We start from the raw sequence: 20,984 nt of genomic DNA on the forward strand, positions 1-20,984 counted from the left end.
TATTTTTATATCATTGACTATATTCAAGTATTTTTATATTATTGCCTATATACTTCCATATGTTTTAGTGGGAAGTTATTTTTATTTGTATGCACAGAGTCTCTTGATGGAGCACTATGACACACACTCCAGTTTTGTTAAAAGAGATGCTATCACTACTATCACCGCAGGATGGTGGTATATACGTAGACGCCACATTTGGAGCTGGAGGGTATAGCAAAGCAATATTGGAGTCAGCTGATTGCAAGGTATATGCAATTGATAGAGATGAAACGGTAACTAAGTTTTATGATGATTTAATCGTTAGATATCCCGATAGAATAAAACTATTCATTGAGAAGTTTAGTAATATTAAAAGTATACTAAGCAGCGTTGAGTCATCTCCTGTCATCCCAGTACTTGATACTGGAAAAAATAACTGGTCACGCGCTGGAATGACATCAAATGGAGTGGATGGAGTGGTCTTTGACATCGGAGTTTCATCTATGCAGCTTGATAACGGAGATAGAGGGTTCTCATTTTTACATGATGGCCCACTCGATATGAGCATGGATAACTCTTCTTATATAAACGCTTCAACGTTTGTTAACGCTTTACGCGAAGAAGAAATCGCAAATACTATATATAACTACGGAGGCGAACGTCATTCTCGCAAAATCGCAAGAGCAATAGTAAGTGCACGGAAGAAAAAAACTATCAAAACTACATTTGAGCTTGCGGATATTGTACGTTCCGTGGTATTTCGTGGAAAAAGCAAAATTGATCCTGCAACCAGAACATTTCAGGCAATCAGAATATGGGTAAACGATGAGCTGGGAGAACTTGAAAAGGGCATTAAAGCTGCATCTGAGATTTTAAGTGAGAATGGCAAATTAATTGTCGTCACCTTTCATTCCTTAGAAGATCGTATAGTCAAAACTTTTTTTAAAGATTTATGTGCTACTGATTGCAAGACATTCTCTCTTCTAAATAAAAAAGTGATCAAAGCAAGTATAGAAGAAGTAAGTGCAAATCCGCGTTCACGCTCAGCAAAACTAAGAGCTATACAGAGGTTGTTGTGAGAACTTTCTGCATCATCTCAATAGTTATGTTTTTTCTTAGCATTGTAGGACTATTTAAGATAAAATTACATGTTCAGTCGTTAAATAGAGAGCTAATAAAAATAAAAAGTGAAATTAGTTTAGTACAAAGTGATATAAAAGTTTTACAAGCAGAGTGGAGCTATTTGAATAATCCAAAAAGACTTGCAAGCCTTGTAAAGAAATACCTGAAAAATAACTCTTTAATACTGGCTAGCCAGGTTAAAAATCTTGACTCTTTAAATGGCCGCAGCGTGCTAGCACAACTTAAAATCCATGATCAACAGTGAGATTAAGTCTTATTTTTTACAGATGAGCACATCACAATAAAACTTACTTTGTATCCGTTCAGGATAGCGGCAAGGTAGTATAACCATAGAGTAAAAGTGAGTTTACAACAAATGGTGTCATCCCAGTGCTTGACACTGGGATCCAGCCTTTCCATAATCATCAAAAACATTGTATTTTAACGTAAAACAGCTATTTTTATGCTTACCAACTTAATAAAATTCCTGGATCCCAGTGTCTGGGCACTGGGATGACAAAGGAGAGCAGTGTCAGCTACTTGCATAACACCATTTGTTGTGCAACTTACTTTAGTATGAAATTGCTTGCGTAAGATTTTGGCAGCCTCTTAACATTTTTTGGCATTTCAATTATGTATTTAACGTTGCGTTTTTTTGCGTAGAATACTGCTTTTTCAAGAGAATCAAACTTTAATACAATCTGTTTTTTTGGATCTTTTGAGCCAACCCACCCCATTAAAGGTTCAATGTAGTAAGAGCCAGATTCAATTTTTAGGTGCCAGAATTTTGTATTACCTAAACCAGATTGTGTTGCAGTTCTTGTTGGTTTATAAATCCTAAAAACTACTTTATTATCAATGCCCATAGTTCTTGTTAAATAAGCTTAAATATATATCTAAATAAATCCTTTCACAAACAATTAGTATGAAAGAATGAAGTTTGAAATAAATATTTTTATGTTATATTATTACTAAATTATATTAAAAGGATTAGCTGAATAGGAGTAACCAATGACGCAACAAGAAATAGTAACAATTAATGCAGAGTTACGTGATATAACAAAAACAAAAGCGATGCATTCTCTAAGGAAGAAAGGAAACATTCCTGGGATCATATATGGAAAGGGCCATGATAATGTAAATTTGACATTGTCTGCAAAGGAATTCACGAAGCAATATAAATCAGGCTCTCTTTCTGCACATTTGATAGAGCTGAATATTTCGGGCAAAAAGGAATATGCTCTTGTTCGCGATATCCAATTGCATGTAGTGAAGGATACTGTGCAACATGTTGATTTTCAATTTGTTGATAAAGGCAGCGAAATTAAAATAGACATACCTCTATCATTTGTGAATGAAAGTAAAGCTCCAGGAATCAAGTTAGGTGGAGTGCTTAATGTTTTGTGTCGTTCTATTGCTGTTAAATGCTCTCCTGATAAAATACCTCAGGTTATTGAAGTTGATTTATCCGGTAAAATGATTGGCCAGTCTATACATATTAATGATGTAAAATTACCAGAAGGTGTTAAGTTTGTAGCTCATGAAGAAGAAAATTTTACCATTGTTACAATTTCTGCTGCCGATAGTGACGTTGAAAAACCTCAAGCAGAAACAGAGGAATAGTGCATCTGATAGTTGGGCTTGGTAACCCTGGTGGTCAATATGAGCTAACTCATCATAATATCGGCTTCATCACCGTTGATACAATCTGCAAATATTGGAATTTCCAGTCGTTCTCTAAAAAAGCCGATTATCTAATAACCTCTGGCATGATTAATGATAATAAAATCATGTTAATAAAGCCTTATTCATTTATGAATAATTCAGGCATCCCTGTTGCAAAAATACGAAACTTTTACAAATTGTCGCTAGATAATATCGTTGTCATACACGATGACGCTGATTTGGAACTTGGAAGAATAAAAATAAAGAAAGGTGGTAGCTCTGCTGGACATAATGGACTTAAATCCATAGATAGTTTTATTGGCAACGATTATTGGCGCTTGAGATTTGGAGTGGGTAGACCTGAAGATCAAAGAAGCTTAGCAGATTATGTGTTATCAAAATTTTCAAATTTTGATAATGTTACTCCCTTAGTAGAGAAAATAGCGAAAAATATACACTTAATGCTGCAAGGAGATAATACAGCTTTTATCAATTTGATTGTATAATATTACGAAACACAAAACTAAATTTCACACAATTAAAATAACAGATTTCTTGCACTACCTCCCAAGCCACAACTGTCATTCAGTAGAAACAAAAACTTCCTTGACAAGCTTCGCCAGCCCCCTTATCATGAAACTGAAGCTATTGTATTTGCTTTCGCCAATCTGCAGATTAAAAGGTAAGGATTACTTAATGTATCGGCGTCTTATGTTCAATTTTTTGCAGTATATAGATACTGTATGTCTTTACAAAACTTCATCTACATCTAGATTTTTATCTAAATAAGCTGAACGCGCTTATAAAGCGTTACAAGACATCAAAAAATGCCAATACTCGACAGAGATAGTAAAAGACTAGCTAACTCGGGGATTCTTTGTCTTTTTTTCTGCTTAGTAAATTTCTTAAACATTTGCAGCGTAAGTTAGTTGCAATTAAAAGCAGCTAAATCTTGCTTGTCAAGCGTTTAAAACATAAAAAACGCCAATATTTTAAAGCGGATAATAACCACGGGGCTTCTTTTGCCTTTTTTTTCGTTTGGTAAATTTCTTAATGTTTATAGCTAAAAGAGCCCAAGAGAGGTGTCATTCCAGTGCCCCTGTGATGTCATTCCAGTGCTTGACACTGGAATCCAGTTTTCCATATAATCTCATCGAAAACGTTGTAACCACTTTCTATGCTAGTTTGCTTGTAAACAAGCAAACTTTCCTGGATCCCAGTGTCTGGGCACTGGGATGACAAGAGAAGGCACTGGGATGACAAGAGAAGGCACTGGGATGACAAGAGAAGGTACTGGGATGACAAGAGAAGGTACTGGATGACACCCTGACAACCGTCATCCCGCTACGTGTTAGCGGCTAAGAGATACCACGGCGGCATGACGTAGAGCTCGCATTAGCTATACTTTTATACTCACCAACTCAGCTGGATCCAAGTAGTCAAAGCACTGGAATGACAATGTGGAGTGTCTGCTTCTGTCATCCTATGATAGGATCCAGTCTAAAAAAAAAGACCTGGATTGTATCTTAAAAAAAGTCAAAAGACTATGATAAGCAAAGGAGTGATACTGTGTCTGGGTAAAAACCGTTGCTGGCTTAAAGCAAAATGTAGTACGAACGGTAGGTGGATCTAAAAGATCGAATTACAATCCTGTATACAACATTTGCATTGATTATATTTATAGGTAAAAAAATGGCTAGAATAAATTTTATGGGAGTAGATGTTTCCAAGGGAACATTGAATTAATGGCAAGCATAAGCGCATAGCAAACATGAATGATGCTATATCTAAGTTTATAGAAACAAATATAGTCGATTTACCCATCAAGTTATGTGTAAACCGGCGGCTACGAAAAACTCGTTGCAAAATTGTTACAAGATAACTGTCCATAAAGCTCACCCGAATCGGGTATATGCATTTGCCAAAGCTTGCAATCACTTCGCAAAAACTGACAAATTGGATGCTAAATTACTGGAAAAATACGCTGAATTTATCAGTAAAGACGGTGAAGTAAAAGGATGTACAAAAGCAAGAAGAATTAAAGGAGCTAGGAGCAGTTGAGCGTAATTTAAATCATGCAAATAAGTGTCGTCTGCAAAATGCAACGGGAAAAGCTAGAGAATATATAGAAAGACAGATAGAGTTTGCTGAAAAACAATTGAAGGAAATTAGGCAAGACATAGAAGACGTGATAGCTGAATTGAAAGGAAAAAATGAGCTTTTAATCAGCTATAAAGGTATTGGGTCAAAGACGGCGAGCGTTCTACTGACAGAGGTTTGGTAGATTAGAGAATAGAGAAATTGCATGCTTGGTTGGAGTTGCACCTAAAACTAGCGAAAGTGGAAGAAAAGTTGGCAAAGCTCAAATCAAAGGAGATGCAAGGAAAGCACTATACATGTCAGCTCTTGTTGCTATGCGCCACAACAGAAAAATGAAAGCAGCGTTTGGTTGATTCTGGCAAAGCTGCTAAGGTTGCATTAGTTGCTGTCATGAGAAAAATTATCGTTTGTTTAAATGCCATGATAAAAAATAACAATTTTTATCTTGACTCTTAAGACGGTAGATTCCAGTGTCTGGGCACTGGGATGACGGGAGAAGGAGACACTGCCATCATAAAGTGAAATGAGATCCCGCTACGTGTTAGCGGGATGACGGGAAAAGAGGTACTGGGAGACATCCTTCCTGGTGTGCTTAAATAACAATGTTCGTACAAGTTGTGTGTCACGCGCTAGAATGACATCGTTTACTATGTAACATCTCATCATATCACAATGTTCGTACAGTTGTGGCGGTATGACGTAGAAAAACTGTTAACTTAAATCTATATTGACATGTCCCATTTTACGCTTATCTCTAACCTCTTTTTTCCCATATATGGTTAAACTAGCTTTTTCGTTGCTCAAATACTTATGAGAATCATATATATCATTACCTATTATATTTTTTGTCATACAAGGAAAGCGTAATACTACTTCCTGCATAGGTAGCCCGCATATTATCCTAACCAGCTGTTCAAATTGACTAACGTTACATGCATCCAAGCTCCAGTGGCAAGAATTGTGAGGTCTTGGAGCTAGTTCATTAACTAACAATTCGTTATCCTTAGTAATAAAAAATTCAATAGCCAGAATTCCTATTACATCAAGCGCATTTGCTATTTTCTTTGCAGCTCGTTGTACCTCTTGAGTTAATTTACTATCTATTTTAGCTGGCACTGTTGAAGTATCAAGTATTCCATCAACGTGGTAATTTTCTGCTATAGGAAAAAAAGCTACTTTACCGTTTTTATCTCTTGCAACGACTATTGAAACCTCTTTCAGTAAATCAACACTTGCTTCAAGAATGTACTCTGTATTCCAATCAAAGGAAGCAAATTGCTTCACTTCAGAATCATTCTCAAGCACATATTGCCCTTTTCCATCATAACCCATTTCTGTTGTTTTCAGCCTTGTTGGATAGCCAAAAGCTCTACTGCTTTTCAGTAGCTCATTATAATTTTGTATACTTTTGTATTCAGCAGTTTTTATACTCAAGCTTCTAATGAAATCTTTCTCTCTAAGCCTATTTTGCGCAATGTGTAACGCTTTTTTACCCGGATAAAAATTTACATCGATATCAATTGCACTACATGGAATATTTTCAGACTCAATAGTGACCAAATCCACACTCTGTGCAAAAGATTCAAGCGCTTTCTTATCAGAGAAATCTGCTATTGTGAAATCATCAGCAACAGAGCAAGCCGGATCGTCTTTAGCACTGGCAAAGACATGTGTTTTTTGTCCAAGTTTTGTTGCAGCGATAGCAGCCATTTTACCCAATTGTCCACCACCTATTATTCCTATTACTTTTTTGCTCAGCGCATCTGGTTCATTCATACTATAAATTGATATTTCCTAATTAAAGTATACTTGAAAAATCTATGAAAAAAGTATATAATTAAAATACCATCTTTTTATCATGAATATTCTATAATGATTCTAGAATACACACTAACTACCAACTTTGTTGAAGTTACAGTTTTACCAATTTACATTGAAGAGCAATCCATTCCTTATGAAAATTGCTATGTATGGATGTATAATGTTAAGATAAAAAACAAAAGCCAATCAACTATTCAATTGTTAAGTCGTCATTGGCAAATAATAGATTATAAGGGAAAAGTAAATGAAATTGCCGGAGTTGGTGTTATCGGAGAACAACCTGTGATAAAATCTGGAGAGGTATTCAAATACACAAGTGGAGCATACTTAAATGCACCGTCAGGAATAATGCAGGGTAAGTATGAATTTCTGAATGAAGAAAGCATAAAAATTTTTGAGGTTATGATACCACCCTTTTCTTTGGATAGTCCATACGTCAACACTAGACCCCATTAACTATCAAAATAGTTTATTTTTTATCCTTATCATCAAGTTTAAATAAGATGACTGTAGAAATTAATCCTATTATAACTATCATTAACGAAAATGGTGCAGCTTCTCTATAACGCTCATCGCTTACAAGTTCATATATTCTAGTTGATATAGTTTCAAAATTAAATGGTCTTATAATGAGTGTTGCTGTGAGCTCTTTGATAGTATCCATAAATACGAGCAAAAATCCCGATAATATACTCTTCTTGATGAGAGGGATATGAACATTCAAACATGTGGAAATAGGCCCATGACCCATGGTATATGCAGTCCACTCAATTTCATTTGGTGTTTTTTTGAGCCCTGATTCTACTGCCTTGAAAGATATAGCAAAAAAACGAAATAAATATGAGTAAATTAAAGCACCAATAGTTCCTACTAAGCTAATTTCCACAATATATTGAGTAATGAAAGAGGATATTTTGCTTAAAAATATTATTATACTAATTGCGATAATTGCATTTGGAATCGCATAGCCCAGAGAAATGAGACGCGCTATATTGTTGATTACCTTATTTTTACGCGCCGTATATCCAATCATTATTGCAATGCTAATTGAGATTAATGCGGTGATAAATGATAAACTAACGCTATTTGCTATTATGTTATAAAATCTTGCTTCGTATATGAAAAACCCCTTCTCTATGCTCCAATATATGAGCGGAATCATTGGCAAAATAAAACCTATTAATATCGGCAATACACACATAAGATAAGCAAAGATCAACGGTATAGCGCCACTTATACTCCGTTTATTGTGATAATCTGAATTGGTATTGATTGAAGAGTAGGATATTCCTTTTTTTTGTAGTTTTTTTTCGATAGCTATTAGTGTTGCAACGAAAATCAATTCTGCAACTGCTAAAACAGTAGTTGAATATTTGTCATGCAGTAAAAACCAGGTGCGATATATTCCTGTCGTGAAAGTATCAATAGCAAGAAACTGTGGTGTGCCGAAATCCGTAATTACTTCCATTAGTACCAAGGATAACCCAGCTATAATTGATGGGCGTATGGAGGGTATAATGACAAAAAGTAAGCTCCTTAATGAGGAAAAACCAAGTGTTGATGCAATAGTGACTGAGTTACTAACATTCTTTAGACTTGAGCGGACTAACATATAAACGTATGGATATAGGCTAAATCCCATCACTAATATTCCACCACCTAGAGATTTTATTTCAGGAAACCAATAGTCACCTTTGCTCCAATCTAAAATGTCTCTTAATGAGCTTTGCACCGGACCTGAAAACTCTAGCGTATTTACATAGACGAACGCTACTATATATCCAGGAATCGATATCGGAAAGAATAAAGCAATCTCAAAAATTTTACTTCCAGGGAATGAAAAAAATGTGGTGAGCCAAGCTGGAATTACTCCAAATATGAAGGATATCCCCCCCACTCCTATCATCAAAATTAACGTACTCAGTATATATTCAGGAAAAAGTGTGCTGATTACCCATCCGGAATTCGCTGTATCTGTAAATAGAATTGATATTAATGATAATATTGGGCAGACAAATAATATACTTACTAGAAATAAGAATATATTTTTAAATACTCTTAAAAACATTAATTTGAATCTATATTTAATATTAAAATGTTATATGTAAAAACTGAAGATATCCAGTAATTAACAGCCGATCTATTGAATATCTTGATAATCTCATATATTATATTTTAAGTTTATAGATTAGTAACCATGAGCTTCATCATTGCAACTTTCTATCATTTTGTAGAACTTTCTAATTATTATGACATGAAAGACGAAATAAAAACTGCATGCGACAACGTTGAATTAAAGGGCACTATACTCCTTGCAGAAGAGGGTGTTAATGCAACAATATCTGGTAAAAGAAACGCGATTGATGAAATATTTGATTTTCTACGTTTTGATTACAGACTGAAAGATCTTACGTGGAAAGAGAGTGCAGCAAAATATCAACCTTTTAGTAAGATGAAGGTAAAATTAAAAAGAGAGATTGTGAATCTTGGTGTAAGCAATCTTGATATTTCCCTTAAGGGTAAATATGTTGATCCAGAGCATTGGGATGATTTTACTTCTCAACCTGACGTTTTAGTAATAGATACACGAAATGAGTATGAAGTGAAATTAGGCAAGTTTAAAAATGCAATTAATCCACATACACAATGTTTCCGTGAGTTTCCTCAGTGGGCAGAGTCATTTTCTGAGAGTAAAGACCTGAAAGTGGCTATGTACTGCACTGGTGGAATTAGATGTGAAAAATCAACAGCATATATGAAAAGTCTTGGATTTAACGATGTGTACCACCTGAAAGGCGGCATTCTTTCTTACCTTGAAAAAACTTATAATAAAAATGGTAATTGGAAAGGTGAGTGTTTTGTTTTTGATGATAGAATTGCTGTTGATAACTCACTTACTCCAAGCAACACAATAAAATGCATACTCTGCTCAAATCAAGTTTCAACGGACAAGCTGAAGTCAATTCCACGCGGCCAGGTGGTTTGTTCTGATTGTAAACTTCAGTGTTATAGCTATAATAAATAAGATCTCTCTACGTCATACCGCCGCGGCGCTAACAAGTAGCGGAATGACGAATTTTTGTTTTTCAAATTATAGGTAAACCTAAGTCACTTTAGCTATAGCAAATTAAATAACCTGAAGTACATCTATTGACTGATACATCAATCCATGTTACTTTCCACAAAAAACAGAAGGGGGCGTTGAAAGACAGCTAACCATAACATCAGAAAGGCATCTAGCTGGTGGATTTTCAAATAAACCTATTATTTCTTTATTTTTAGTAAAAGAAGATGGTTTTCTACCATCATTATCCTTTATATTAGCTTCGGCTCCTGCCTTCAGAAGAAGTTCAACCATATCAGCATTATTAGCAGAAGTGACATAATGTAATGCAGTTCTGCCCAGATGATCCTGGATATTAATGTCAGCACCATTTTCCAAAAGAAGTTCTACTATAGCACTATAGTTATTATAAAAAGCAAAGTGTAATGTAGTTTCACCTTTATTATCCTTAACATCAGCCTTAGCTTCCCTCTTCAAAGGGAATGTTACTATAGTATTATTACTAAGATAAGAAGCAAAGTGCAATGCAGTGTTGCCTTGATTATTCTTGGTATTAATGTCAACACCATTCTTCAAAAGAAGTTCTACTATACTAGTCATACCTCTTAAGGAAGCCATGTGTAATATGGCTTTCTTATTATCGTTTTTAGCATTAACATCAGCACCATCATTAAGACACCGTAACACCTGATTATCATTACCCTCAACAACCGACTCAATAATTTGTTTATTTCTAAGTAAAGTAATCATTTCCTTATTGTCAGTAAAGGAAAGTGGTGTTCTATCAAAATTATCTTTCGCATTAGCTTTGGCTCCTGCCTCCAGAAGAAATTTAATCATACCAACATTATTAGCAAAAGCAGCATGATGTAATGCAGTTTTACCCAGATTACCCTGGGTATTGATTTTAGCACCTTTCTTTAAAAGAATTTCTACTGTAGCGTAGTGACTATAATAAGAAGCATAGTGTAATGCAGTTTCACCTTGATTATCCTGGATATTGATTTTAGCACCTCTCTCTAAAAGAAGTTTTACTATACTAGCCATACCTTTTAAGGAAGCCATGTGTAATGGGGTTTGATTATTATTGTTTTGAGCATTAATATTAACACCATCATTAAGACATTGTAACACCTGATAGTAATCACCACACTCAATAAATCGCATTAACTTTAGAAAGCTTATTGCCTCATTAATACCTCTTTTTTCATTACCCAGTAACTCATAATAATATTCATCGAAGCACTTCCATAATTTATCCTTTATTGTTCGTCTTATTTCCTCATCTATACAAAGATCTTTTATAGGTCTTCTGGTACATGGGTCTGTTGCGTTACCCCCTTCTTTTTTCCACCACTTTAAAAGCTCATGGTACTCAAACACATTTCGCGACTTTGAATCATCATCATATATTATTCTAACAGGCTCCAATATTAGTTCTCCTGTTATCGGGCAAAGCAGACCACTTTCTTCAAAGCAATTATTACCTTTTTCAACCGCCTTCTCAATATACTCACCTATTAAACGCTCATAGTCTGCTAGCCCATCATTATTTTCACGATATTCCTCAAAAATTTTGTATAAATCATAATGTTCAATATTATTTAACATAATTTTATTCCGTAAATTATAAAAATGCTAATGTATGTACTAAAAATAGAACTTACAAGTATTTTTTTCAATTATAAGATACAATACCTCAACTTATTTTATTTATAAAAAAGTTATAAATATATACCTTTTAAGTATTTACTTCTTACCCTTAATCAACTCTAAAGCCTTCTTCAAATCTATGCTTTCAATATCTGCACTCTTGCCCAAAGCAACGTTTGTTTTACCGCATTTTATATAGAATCCGTACCTACCGTTGCAGATGAAAACTTCTTTTCCCTTTTCATTAACCCCGAGAGACTTTAGTTCTTTGCGTGGACTGTTTGCAATAATTTGTACAGCTTCGCTCAATTCTGTATTCAGCACCTCTTTGGAGCTTTTCTTAAGAGAAAAGTATTTACCATCATAGAAAATATAGTATCCAAATCGTCCAAGGCCTATTTTTACTTCCTTTCCGGTTTCAGGGTGTTCTCCAATTACTTTTGGCAAGGAAAGTAACTGAGTAGCGGTATTCAGATCAATCTCATTAACATTTATATCTTTTGGTATAGAAACCGCTTTTTTCTTTTCTGACTCATTATTAAACTGCAGGTAAAGCCCAAAAGGACCTTTTTTAATTACTACCTCTTGTCCTGTTATATCATCTACACCTAAACTTTTTGGATATTCTGAATTGTCGTTACTACCTGTAATTTCTTTTGTATGGTTGCATTCAGGATAGTTAGAACATCCAAGAAATACCCCCGCGCGCCCGAAGTTCAATTTCAATATGCCATCAGAGCAAATAGGACATTTCGTATTCACCTCTTTTCTTCCTTCTTCTGAACAAAACCAATCGACTACCAAATCGTGAATGCCGCTAAAAACTTCATCATGCGTCATTTGCTTGACAGAGTTTACATGACCAAAAAATGGCACCCAAAAGTGGCCTAATTCTTTTTTCCAATCTGCATGTCCATTTGAGATTAAATCAAGCTTTTCTTCCATTTGTGCTGTGAAATCATACTCTATACAACGCTGAAAAAAGGTTTCTAAAAATATAGTAACGATTTTACCACGACTGCTTGGAATAAACCTTTTGCTATCCAATGAAACGTACTCACGATCTTGTAATACCGAAATAATTGTTGCATAAGTTGATGGGCGGCCTATACCGATTTCTTCCATTTTTTTTACGATACTTGCTTCACTATAACGAGGTGGCGGTTGAGTAAAGTGCTGTTTTGGCTCAACTGAAATCAGCTTACACGCTTCCCCTTTTTTCATGACAGGTAGCAGGCCTTCATTTTCGGCTTCTATGTTATCTTGGTAGACTCTATAAAAACCATCAAAGAATATACTTGATCCACTTGCTCGCAGAATTACTTTCTGGTCAGTAGAACTAATTTCAACTACCACTTGATCAAGGATCGCCGATTCCATCTGACTTGCAATGGTTCTTTTCCAGATTAAATCGTACAATTTAAATTGCTCTGGCGTTAAGTAATCCTTAATACTACCCGGCGTTCTGTTGATATCAGTTGGACGAATTGCTTCATGTGCTTCTTGAGCATTTTTGACCTTTTTTACATATTTACGAGGAGACTGCGGTAAATATTTATCACCATATAATGACTTAATTGACCCTCTAATTGAGTTTATAGCCTCATCTGCAATATGAAACCCATCTGTACGCATGTAAGTTATCAACCCTACAGTTTCACCACCAATATCGATACCTTCATATAAATTTTGCGCTATGCGCATAACACTTTTCACATTAAAATACAGTTTATTCACTGCATCTTGCTGAAGACTTGAAGTAATAAACGGAGGAAGCGGGTTTCTCTTAACTTGCTTGCGTTCTACTGTGCTTACAGCATATTGCCTTGACTCAATCTCCCTAACTAAGTTCTTTGCTTCTTCTTCATTCTTAATATCAAATTTTTCTAGCTTTTTATTGTCATAGTGGCTTAGCATAGCAAAAAAAGCCTCATCTTTGCTATTTTGCATTTCTGCCTTTATGCTCCAATACTCCTGTGTTATAAACTTACTGATTTCATCTTCTCGTTCGCATATAAGCTTTAATGCAACAGACTGCACGCGTCCTGCAGACTTGCTTCCCGACAATTTCGTCCACAGCAGTGGTGACAAACTAAATCCAACTAGATAATCCAAAGCTCTGCGTGTTTGCTGTGCGCGCACTAAGTCCATATTTATTTCACGTGGATTTTTTATAGCCTCTTGTACTGCTCTCTTTGTTATCTCATTAAAGACTACTCTATGAATGTTGCTTTCATCATTGATTGCTTTCTTTTCTTTTAATGTTTCTATCACATGCCAAGCCATTGCTTCCCCTTCTCTGTCTGGGTCTGTTGCAAGATATATATCTGATGTTTTGCTTGCGGCTTTTACTAACTCTTTTATATATTTTTCTGCTTTTTCAATGATTTCATACTTTATAACAAAATCATTATCCGGATCGACAGAACCGTTTTTTGCTGGAAGATCCCTCACATGTCCAAAGGATGCAGCTACTTTGAACTCTTTACCCAAATATTTACCTATTGTCTTTGCTTTCGCAGGTGATTCAACTATTAATAATGCCATGTTGTTAATTATTTTAGTACTTTAAAGATAATATGTTGAGAAATATACGATGAAAAGTAAAAAAATATTTTAATAGGTCTTGTGAATTTTACAAAGTGATTATTCACGGGTTTTAGAAACCCCTTGGACGTTGCTATTTTCAAGTGACTTTGAAGGCTCATTTATGTAAACATTCTACCCAGTATTTCAGCAACTGTCAATTTTGCTAACAAATTACGTGAAAATTTATAGAAAACACTGAACTCTGTAGCATTACAAAAAACCCAATTATTTTCTTGCATTACTCTCTGTCATCCTGCTACTCCTTTCTTGTCATGCCGCCGCGGTATCTCTTAGCATCTTACTATTACCCACAAATATAAATGTTTGTTGCATAGCTCTTAATGGCATAACTTTTGCTTGAAATAATTGTTTATATGGTGCAATTTACAGCTTTTAGTTGCTAAAATTATAACTCTTAGTTTAATAATTTTAATCCAATAAGCTTTCAGGTTAATAAAATTAAATTATTTGAGTAAATACAATACTATGTTTTTATTTGTGGGTAATAGTAAGCTTAGCATAGATCCCGCTAACAAGTAGCGGGATGACGGTTGTCAGGGTGTCATCCTAATACCTTCCCCTGTCATCCAAGTAGCTGACACTGGTTCCTTTATGACGGTGTCATCCGAGTAGCTGACACTGGTTCCTTTATGATGGTGTCATCCCAGTGCCCAGACACTGGGATCCAGAAGACTTAATTTCAACCAAGTGGCTGCATAATAAAGGCTGGATTCCAGTGCCAAGCACTGGAATGACAGCAATCTACGTCATACCGCCGCGGTATCTCTTAGCCGCTAACGAGTAGCGGGATGACGGTTGTCAGGCTAGTGCCTTCTCCTGTCATCCAAGTAGCCTCCCTCCCCTGTCATCCCAGTGCTTGACACTGGGATCCAGGAAAAAGAATGGTATCATCCAAGTAGCCGACACTGGGATCCAGGAAAAAGAATGGTGTCATCCCAGCGCCCCTATGATGTCATTCCAGTCTGGAATCCAGACTTTAATTGTTATGCTTGTAAATAAGTCTGGTGAAAATAAACGTTCATCTCAAAATGCAGTATTTTTGTTGAAATAGCTCAACTGGATCCCAGTGTCTGGGCACTGGGATGACAAAAAAAGGAGCACTGGGATGACACCATTTGTTGTGTTTAACAAAGTTCGTACTTAGCTTCATGTTAGCCACAAACATTAAGAAATTTACCAAATGAAAAAAAAGGCAAAAGAAGCCCCGATTAATATCTATTTTAGAACATTGGCGTTTTTTAAGTCTTAAACACTGCAATTTAGCTGCTTTTAAATGCAACTCACCTTAGTTTGAATGTTTAAGAAATTTACTAAGCAGAAAAAAAGGCAAAAGATATCCCGTATTAGCTAGTTGTCACTCTCTAATCCTGCAAATTGGCGTGCTATACTGTCTTAAACGCTTTATAAGCGCGTTTCAGCTTATATAGGTAAAAACCCAGAAATGTTGTGAAGACGTAGGGTGCGCATAGTGCAAAAAATTAAAAATAAGACGCCAATTACGTAATACTGTTGTCGTTTAATCTGCACAGATTGAAGATAAATGAATACCTCCACTACCATGATAAGGGGGCTGGCGAAGGGTGTCAAGCAAGTTTTTCTTTCCCGTGAATTCCTTTTGAAGTCGAGTATTGAAAATTGACTGGAGAGTTGTGGATTACTTTGTATATGTCATAACAAGCCATGGCACTCTCAGCAAAACCACTTAATATTAACTTTAGTTTGCCTGAATAAGTAGCTATATCTCCGATTGCATATATCCTATCTCTACTGGTTTTTAAGGTAGTCGGATCAACAACTATGCGGCTATGTTCTAACTCTATACCCCAATTGTTTATTGGACCAAGATTCATTGACAATCCAAAAAATGGCAGCAAAAAATCAGCGGATATTTCTTTTTCTTCCTTAGAGGCAATGTTTTTTACTATCACTGCGCTCAACTGCCCATTACCTCCTGCTAGTTCGTGTAATTGATATGGCACTACCAGTTCTATCTTTCCATCATTTTCAAGTGATTCTAATTTATTTCTAATTTCAGGAGTGCAGCGAAATTCCTTTCTTCTATGTATCACATAAATTTTCTTTGCAACTTTAGAAAGTTCTACAGTCCAATCAGCTGCAGAATCACCCCCCCCTGCAATGACTATAGTTTTGTCCTGAAAATCAGAAATTTTATTTACACTGTAAAATACAGATTTATTTTCATATTCTAATATACCACTTAAGGGTGGACGGTTAGGTTCAAACATTCCGTTACCTGCAGCAACAATAACAGCCTTACATTTTACCTCTGTGCCTGTATTAGTTATGATAATAAAGCTTTGATCGCAGTTATTCGAAATCTTTTCTACTTTTTGACTTAAATGGTAAATAGGCTTAAATGGCGAAGCTTGCTCCATTAGCTGCTCAATTAATTTTTGGGCAGTAATTACAGGATAACCAGGTATATCGTATATTGGCTTTTCTGGGTAAAGAGCTGTGCATTGTCCTCCTGCTTGATCCAAAACATCTATTATATGACATCCCATATCAAGCATTCCCGCTTGAAAAGCAGTGAATATTCCAACAGGCCCTGCACCTATTATTACTATATCGGTTTTCATATTCAGATGGTAATCTATTTATAGATATTAGCTTTCTTCGCTAATAAGGTCAATTTACAAAGGGATGTATTTTTAAAAATGTGGCTAGATCAGATAAGATTTCCAGCGTTACAAACCACATAGTCCAAATAAGCTCTAAAAATCAGCTAACATAGTGGGATGCTAAAAGTAGCGTGCGGACGGAATGGGATTCGAACCCATGGTACGCTCATCACGTACGTCAGTTTTCAAGACTGGTGCCTTAAACCGCTCGGCCATCCGTCCATTTCTTTTCTATCACAACATTTGATTTTAAGCAATCTATAAAAGCTTTACTTGCCCACGCAAAAGTTGCTAAATATACTGTCCAATATTTCCTCAACATCAATAATTCCAATCACCGCACCAAGTTCAAATGCAGCAAGCCTCAAATCTTCAGATATTAATTCAATTGGATTATCGATATTAAAACGTTGTAAATGTTCCAGTGCTTTCTGCATGTGACTCCTATGTCTTTGCCGAGTAATCACAGGAGTGTCTCTATCATGCCCAAATTTTTCCTCTGCCTTCTCTTTTATGAGAGAGATCAACTTGTTTGTACCTATTCCCTTTAGAATAGAAATGGGTAAAAGATCTATGCCATTAATTTTTATATTGTGATTATTGATAACATCGTCAGCTTTGCTCAGAACATAAATGGTGTCATTTTGGTCTGATGTCATGCAAGTAGCTGACACTGGAATCCAGCTTATCTCATCATGAACATTGTTTTCAGCACATGTTTCTAGAATCCATTGTCTATTGCATAATTTGCAAGTATTTTTATATCTGGATCCCAGTGTCACGCACTGGGATGACACCGTTTGTTGATTACAATATTTGCATAGTTGTGTGTCAACGACAGATGGTATATTGCCTGTGGCTTGATAATTGACATCGTGTCGTTGTTCAAAAGGAAATAGTTCTATTCTTAAATCAGCTTCAAAAGACCTCTTTTTCGCTCGACTTATACCTTCTGATTCTATTGGATCTGAACTCTCACGAATTCCAGCAGTATCAGAGAGAATGATTGGGTATCCGCCAATGTCAATATGAGCTTCAAGTATATCTCTTGTTGTGCCTGCATATTCAGAAACAATAGCAATATCACGCTTGGCTAAGAAATTAAACAGAGTTGATTTACCGACATTTGGTTCACCAGTTATTACAATATGTAAACCCTCACGCAACCTTTCGCCCCGTCTATTATCATTTAAATGCTCTTGTATCAACTGCACGAGAGATTGCACTTCATTATTAATTTTTTCCAATTCACTTTTTTCTGCCCAAATGTCCTCTGGAAAGTCTATATATGCTTCGATTTTGGATTGTATCGTTATTAATCTTTGCCTCCAATTGCTGTATAGTCTCTCCAATTCTCCTGATATCTGCTTAATCGCTTGTTTAGCTTGCATTTTCGTCTCAGCATCAATTAAGTCTGCAATCCCTTCTATTTGCGTTAAGTCAAATTTACCATTTAGAAAAGCCCTAAGTGAGAATTCTCCTGGTCTGGCCATAACAAAAATTTTCGATAATTCCTCCAAGATGATTTTTATGACTGCCTTGCTTCCATGCACTTGTAACTCTATAACGTCCTCGCCAGTGAAACTGTTTGGAGCAGGGAAATAGATGATTATTCCATTATCTATCAATTGATTGGAATCATCATATAGATCAACTAAAGTAGCAAATCTTGGTTTAATTTCTTTCTTAATATGAAAATGATTTAAAGCTTTAAGCGCGTAGTTGCCTGAAATTCTAATTACTGCAACTCCTGACTTACCAAATACGGTCGATAAAGCGAAAATAGTTTCATTTGTGTTTGTCATTATTTATATAAACTACTTAGCAATATTACACTTAAGAAACCAAAATACCTAATTTGAAAATATTCAAAATTTTTATCTATCTTGCTAGTTTATATTTATGCAGTACTATCATACTAGTGAATGTATTATATAGAAAAGCTGTAAAAGTCACCCAGGTGAAAATATTTATTTTGAAAACTGATAATATGATTTATAATGACTGACACAAGTTTTAAATATTTTATGCTCAAGAAATTAGCTTGGTATTGGTCTTTTGTAGAGTTAATTAAAGGGTTTGCTATTACATTGAAATATATGTTCAAACCAAAGGTTACGTTGAGATATCCTATGGAGAAGGGTCCTCTAAGTCCAAGGTTTCGTGGTGAGCATGCGTTGCGTAGGTATTCAAACGGTGAAGAACGATGCATAGCTTGTAAATTATGCGAAGTTATCTGCCCTGCTCAAGCAATAGTGATTGAAGCAGAGGAAAGAGAAGACGGTAGTCGCCGTACCACGCGCTATGATATTGATATGACAAAATGCATATACTGCGGACTTTGCCAAGAGGCATGTCCAGTTGATGCAATTGTGGAGGGTCCTAACTTTGAATTTGCTACTGAAACAAGAGAGGAGCTAATGTACAATAAAGAAAAGTTATTGCATAATGGTGAAGTTTGGGAAGACGCAATTGCACTCAGGTTAAAAAAGAATAGACCTTGTTATTAACTAGGTATGTCAACAATTAAAATTTCTTACAGCAAGTATGTAATAGATCTCTTGTACAACTGTGATTTAAGTGAAAGACTAACAGCCTACCTTTTGGCAGCACATGACGCTGGAATCTGGAAAAAAGGACCAGTGTCAAGCACACAATTGTGCGAACGTTTTAACCTGAATGTGCAGCAAATGGTGTCATCCAAGTAGCTGACACTGGGATGGCTTTGTTGCATAGCACCTTGTATTGGATAGATCAGGAAAAACTTATGTAGCCATTTCAAACTTAGGCACGCCTATTTCGATAAATTTATTCAGCAAATAACACTTGAGTAGCAGTTCCTTCCCACGGTTAATTTCAGATTTGTTCCGAAAATTAAACCCGAATGTTTGTTTCAGTCGCGAGAAAAAACTTTCTACATAAGATCTTTTTCCGTAGTTTGTTTGCCTTTTCCACCTCTTCATTCCATCTTCGCTGTATGACTTTATTAGTCTAATTGCAGCATTTCTCTCTGCCATACTTTGGATGCTCTGCTGCATCGTTTTTTGGAGGAATTTTTGTCTTTATGCCGCATTCATCATACAATTTATAGAGTTTATGTCTGTCATATGCTCTGTCTGCATATAGTGCTTTTATGGCATGAACTTCTTTAAGCAAATCGCAAGCTCCATAGTGATCAGACCGTTACTGTATTTTGCAGCTATGGCTTTTTTGCTGTTTATATTCAACATTACGTGTAGTTTCTTTACTTGTTCATAGCTGCGATACTTTCTATTTTCGCTATTTTCCTTGCTGTGGCCAGGTTATAAATGCTAATGCTTGTGCTATCTATGGCAATTTCGATATCTTCCATATTATTTTTATCAACTCTGCAATCATTGATCTTAATATTAAGTTTCTTTTGATGCTTGTGAATAGCTGCAAATTTTTTCCTATTTGTTCAATGTATCCCTCTAAAAATCCTACTCAAACCTATTCTGAATAGATGGGTTGTTATATGTATCAAAATCACCACTTTATCACTATAAATATAGTTGCCGCCCTGCATTTTTGGCCCAATTTCATACCAATTTTCGATAGCTTCATCGATGTAACGAAAAATATTTCCCCTTTTTTCAAGGAATTTGTTATATTCGTTTTGGTTACTGACTTTCATTTTCTGTGGCATATTTTTTCTTCAAAGGTTAAATGGCTATTTTATAATGAATTTTGTCAGTAGCCACCAGATTTTTTCAGTTGCTATGCAACAAAGCCCACTGGGATCCAGCTTCTGTATCAAAAACGTTTGTTTTAGCATAAAACAGCTACCTTTAGTCATCAGCTCAGTATGCTTACTTATAATCAAAATTCCTGGATTCCAGTGGGCTTTGTTGTATCGCTACCTATGAAAGGCTAACATAGTTAGGATTGTAAGCAACCTATAGAAAATCTTGTTTTTTTGCAATCAATCTGATCAAATTTAAGAATAGTAATTTGTTATTTGTATTAATAAATTTAATTCTATTGAAAATAGCTAAAGCATTGAAATTCTTGAATTTTAGCCGGATTAGTGAGTGGTAGTGAAATTTCTTTTACTCAAATTTAGGTATTCACTGACCGTTCTTGTTATAAATACCAGAATAATAAGCTACTGATATTCTCTATCTTTTTTATCTTTAATCCATCATAGCTAGCGATGCAACAAAGCCATTCCAGTGTCAAGCACTGGAATGACAAGAAGAGGCTACTTGGATGACACCCTTCCCTAGCGGAAATTGCTCTCAAACTACAATATTTGTGCAGCGTGGATAGGATAGTAGCTATAGAAGCTTTAATGACACAAGAAA

The 20,984-nt window shown here is 35.5% G+C and carries 21 protein-coding genes, 1 tRNA gene and 3 pseudogenes; 12 read left to right on the plus strand and 13 right to left on the minus strand.

The features are described from left to right. Positions 1–116: 116 nt before the first annotated feature. Entirely contained in the window at positions 117–1,061 is a 945-nt protein-coding gene (gene rsmH / locus OPR43_RS06790) for a 16S rRNA (cytosine(1402)-N(4))-methyltransferase RsmH (protein ID WP_265034638.1), read from the plus strand. Further along, on the plus strand, positions 1,058–1,369 hold the full coding sequence (gene ftsL / locus OPR43_RS06795; RefSeq protein WP_265016323.1) for a cell division protein FtsL: 312 nt from the start codon (positions 1,058–1,060) through the stop codon (positions 1,367–1,369). Before rsmH ends, ftsL begins: the two co-directional genes overlap by 4 nt. 2 nt (positions 1,370–1,371) lie before the next feature. Here ftsL and OPR43_RS06800 read toward each other — a convergent pair whose 3' ends face one another. Both OPR43_RS06800 and OPR43_RS06805 read right to left on the minus strand, forming a co-directional pair. Then, on the minus strand, positions 1,372–1,539 hold the full coding sequence (locus OPR43_RS06800; protein ID WP_264374318.1) for a hypothetical protein: 168 nt from the start codon (positions 1,537–1,539) through the stop codon (positions 1,372–1,374). 131 nt (positions 1,540–1,670) lie between these two features. Next, on the minus strand, positions 1,671–1,970 hold the full coding sequence (locus tag OPR43_RS06805) for an ETC complex I subunit (RefSeq protein ID WP_265034639.1): 300 nt from the start codon (positions 1,968–1,970) through the stop codon (positions 1,671–1,673). Between the two features lie 145 nt (positions 1,971–2,115). Here OPR43_RS06805 and OPR43_RS06810 point away from each other — a divergent pair, with 145 nt between their 5' ends. Together OPR43_RS06810 and pth are read left to right on the plus strand one after the other, a co-directional pair. Next, positions 2,116–2,727: a 50S ribosomal protein L25/general stress protein Ctc gene (locus OPR43_RS06810; RefSeq protein ID WP_164224796.1), complete on the plus strand. Its 612-nt coding sequence runs from the start codon at positions 2,116–2,118 to the stop codon at positions 2,725–2,727. Beyond that, entirely contained in the window at positions 2,727–3,275 is a 549-nt protein-coding gene (gene pth, locus OPR43_RS06815; protein ID WP_265034640.1) for an aminoacyl-tRNA hydrolase, read from the plus strand. Before OPR43_RS06810 ends, pth begins: the two co-directional genes overlap by 1 nt. Before the next feature lie 601 nt (positions 3,276–3,876). Here pth and OPR43_RS06820 read toward each other — a convergent pair. Then, positions 3,877–4,074 carry a hypothetical protein gene (locus OPR43_RS06820; RefSeq protein ID WP_265034641.1) on the minus strand — a complete coding sequence of 66 codons (198 nt, stop codon included), beginning with the start codon at positions 4,072–4,074 and terminating at the stop codon, positions 3,877–3,879. Between the two features lie 387 nt (positions 4,075–4,461). Here OPR43_RS06820 and OPR43_RS08550 point away from each other — a divergent pair. Next, positions 4,462–5,325: pseudogene (locus OPR43_RS08550) on the plus strand (transposase). Here OPR43_RS08550 and OPR43_RS06840 read toward each other — a convergent pair. Then, positions 5,322–5,495: a hypothetical protein gene (locus OPR43_RS06840; protein WP_265034642.1), complete on the minus strand. Its 174-nt coding sequence runs from the start codon at positions 5,493–5,495 to the stop codon at positions 5,322–5,324. The pseudogene OPR43_RS08550 and the gene OPR43_RS06840 overlap by 4 nt on opposite strands. A gap of 85 nt (positions 5,496–5,580) precedes the next feature. Next, positions 5,581–6,645, minus strand: a complete 1,065-nt coding sequence (locus OPR43_RS06845) for a 5-(carboxyamino)imidazole ribonucleotide synthase (protein WP_265034643.1) — start codon at positions 6,643–6,645, stop codon at positions 5,581–5,583. A gap of 99 nt (positions 6,646–6,744) precedes the next feature. Here OPR43_RS06845 and apaG point away from each other — a divergent pair, with 99 nt between their 5' ends. Next, positions 6,745–7,146: a Co2+/Mg2+ efflux protein ApaG gene (gene apaG, locus OPR43_RS06850; RefSeq protein WP_265026666.1), complete on the plus strand. Its 402-nt coding sequence runs from the start codon at positions 6,745–6,747 to the stop codon at positions 7,144–7,146. A 13-nt stretch (positions 7,147–7,159) separates the two neighbouring features. Here the strand turns inward: apaG and OPR43_RS06855 are convergent, their stop codons facing one another. Further along, positions 7,160–8,758 carry an ABC transporter permease gene (locus OPR43_RS06855; RefSeq protein ID WP_265034644.1) on the minus strand — a complete coding sequence of 533 codons (1,599 nt, stop codon included), beginning with the start codon at positions 8,756–8,758 and terminating at the stop codon, positions 7,160–7,162. Between the two features lie 129 nt (positions 8,759–8,887). Between OPR43_RS06855 and trhO the strand changes: the two genes are divergently transcribed. Beyond that, positions 8,888–9,715: an oxygen-dependent tRNA uridine(34) hydroxylase TrhO gene (trhO, locus tag OPR43_RS06860; protein WP_265034645.1), complete on the plus strand. Its 828-nt coding sequence runs from the start codon at positions 8,888–8,890 to the stop codon at positions 9,713–9,715. Positions 9,716–9,862: 147 nt separating this feature from the next. Here trhO and OPR43_RS06865 read toward each other — a convergent pair whose 3' ends face one another. Both OPR43_RS06865 and topA read right to left on the minus strand, forming a co-directional pair. After that, complete coding sequence (locus tag OPR43_RS06865; protein WP_265034646.1) at positions 9,863–11,365, minus strand: ankyrin repeat domain-containing protein; 1,503 nt, start codon at positions 11,363–11,365, stop codon at positions 9,863–9,865. Positions 11,366–11,503: 138 nt separating this feature from the next. Then, positions 11,504–13,954, minus strand: coding sequence for a type I DNA topoisomerase (topA, locus tag OPR43_RS06870; protein ID WP_265034647.1), 2,451 nt, complete (start codon positions 13,952–13,954; stop codon positions 11,504–11,506). A gap of 685 nt (positions 13,955–14,639) precedes the next feature. Between topA and OPR43_RS06875 the strand changes: the two are divergent. Together OPR43_RS06875 and OPR43_RS06880 are read left to right on the plus strand one after the other, a co-directional pair. Next, positions 14,640–14,753 (plus strand): annotated as a pseudogene (locus OPR43_RS06875) (WPE palindromic element domain-containing protein); the annotation flags it as partial. A gap of 116 nt (positions 14,754–14,869) precedes the next feature. After that, positions 14,870–15,016, plus strand: coding sequence for a hypothetical protein (locus OPR43_RS06880; RefSeq protein WP_265034649.1), 147 nt, complete (start codon positions 14,870–14,872; stop codon positions 15,014–15,016). A 584-nt stretch (positions 15,017–15,600) separates the two neighbouring features. Here OPR43_RS06880 and OPR43_RS06885 read toward each other — a convergent pair. The 3 genes from OPR43_RS06885 to mnmE all read right to left on the minus strand — a co-directional run bounded on the left by OPR43_RS06885 (position 15,601) and on the right by mnmE (position 18,464). Then, entirely contained in the window at positions 15,601–16,617 is a 1,017-nt protein-coding gene (locus tag OPR43_RS06885) for an NAD(P)/FAD-dependent oxidoreductase (protein WP_265034650.1), read from the minus strand. A 176-nt stretch (positions 16,618–16,793) separates the two neighbouring features. Then, positions 16,794–16,881: transfer RNA gene (locus OPR43_RS06890), tRNA-Ser, on the minus strand. A 47-nt stretch (positions 16,882–16,928) separates the two neighbouring features. Continuing rightward, complete coding sequence (gene mnmE / locus OPR43_RS06895) at positions 16,929–18,464, minus strand: tRNA uridine-5-carboxymethylaminomethyl(34) synthesis GTPase MnmE (RefSeq protein WP_265034651.1); 1,536 nt, start codon at positions 18,462–18,464, stop codon at positions 16,929–16,931. Positions 18,465–18,686: 222 nt separating this feature from the next. On the opposite strand from mnmE, the gene nuoI reads away from it, so the two are divergent. Next, entirely contained in the window at positions 18,687–19,169 is a 483-nt protein-coding gene (gene nuoI, locus OPR43_RS06900) for an NADH-quinone oxidoreductase subunit NuoI (RefSeq protein WP_265035700.1), read from the plus strand. A 6-nt stretch (positions 19,170–19,175) separates the two neighbouring features. Continuing rightward, a complete protein-coding gene (locus tag OPR43_RS06905) occupies positions 19,176–19,367 on the plus strand; it encodes a hypothetical protein (protein WP_265026092.1) in 192 nt (63 codons plus the stop codon). A 57-nt stretch (positions 19,368–19,424) separates the two neighbouring features. On the opposite strand, the pseudogene OPR43_RS08555 reads toward OPR43_RS06905, so the two are convergent. Beyond that, positions 19,425–20,326: pseudogene (locus OPR43_RS08555) on the minus strand (IS5 family transposase). Positions 20,327–20,360: 34 nt separating this feature from the next. Here OPR43_RS08555 and OPR43_RS06925 point away from each other — a divergent pair. Next, positions 20,361–20,546 carry a hypothetical protein gene (locus tag OPR43_RS06925; protein WP_265034653.1) on the plus strand — a complete coding sequence of 62 codons (186 nt, stop codon included), beginning with the start codon at positions 20,361–20,363 and terminating at the stop codon, positions 20,544–20,546. A gap of 217 nt (positions 20,547–20,763) precedes the next feature. Here OPR43_RS06925 and OPR43_RS06930 read toward each other — a convergent pair whose 3' ends face one another. Then, entirely contained in the window at positions 20,764–20,922 is a 159-nt protein-coding gene (locus OPR43_RS06930; protein ID WP_265026097.1) for a hypothetical protein, read from the minus strand. Positions 20,923–20,984: the final 62 nt, after the last annotated feature.

Source organism: Wolbachia endosymbiont (group A) of Apoderus coryli (assembly GCF_947251615.1).
Lineage (GTDB): Bacteria > Pseudomonadota > Alphaproteobacteria > Rickettsiales > Anaplasmataceae > Wolbachia.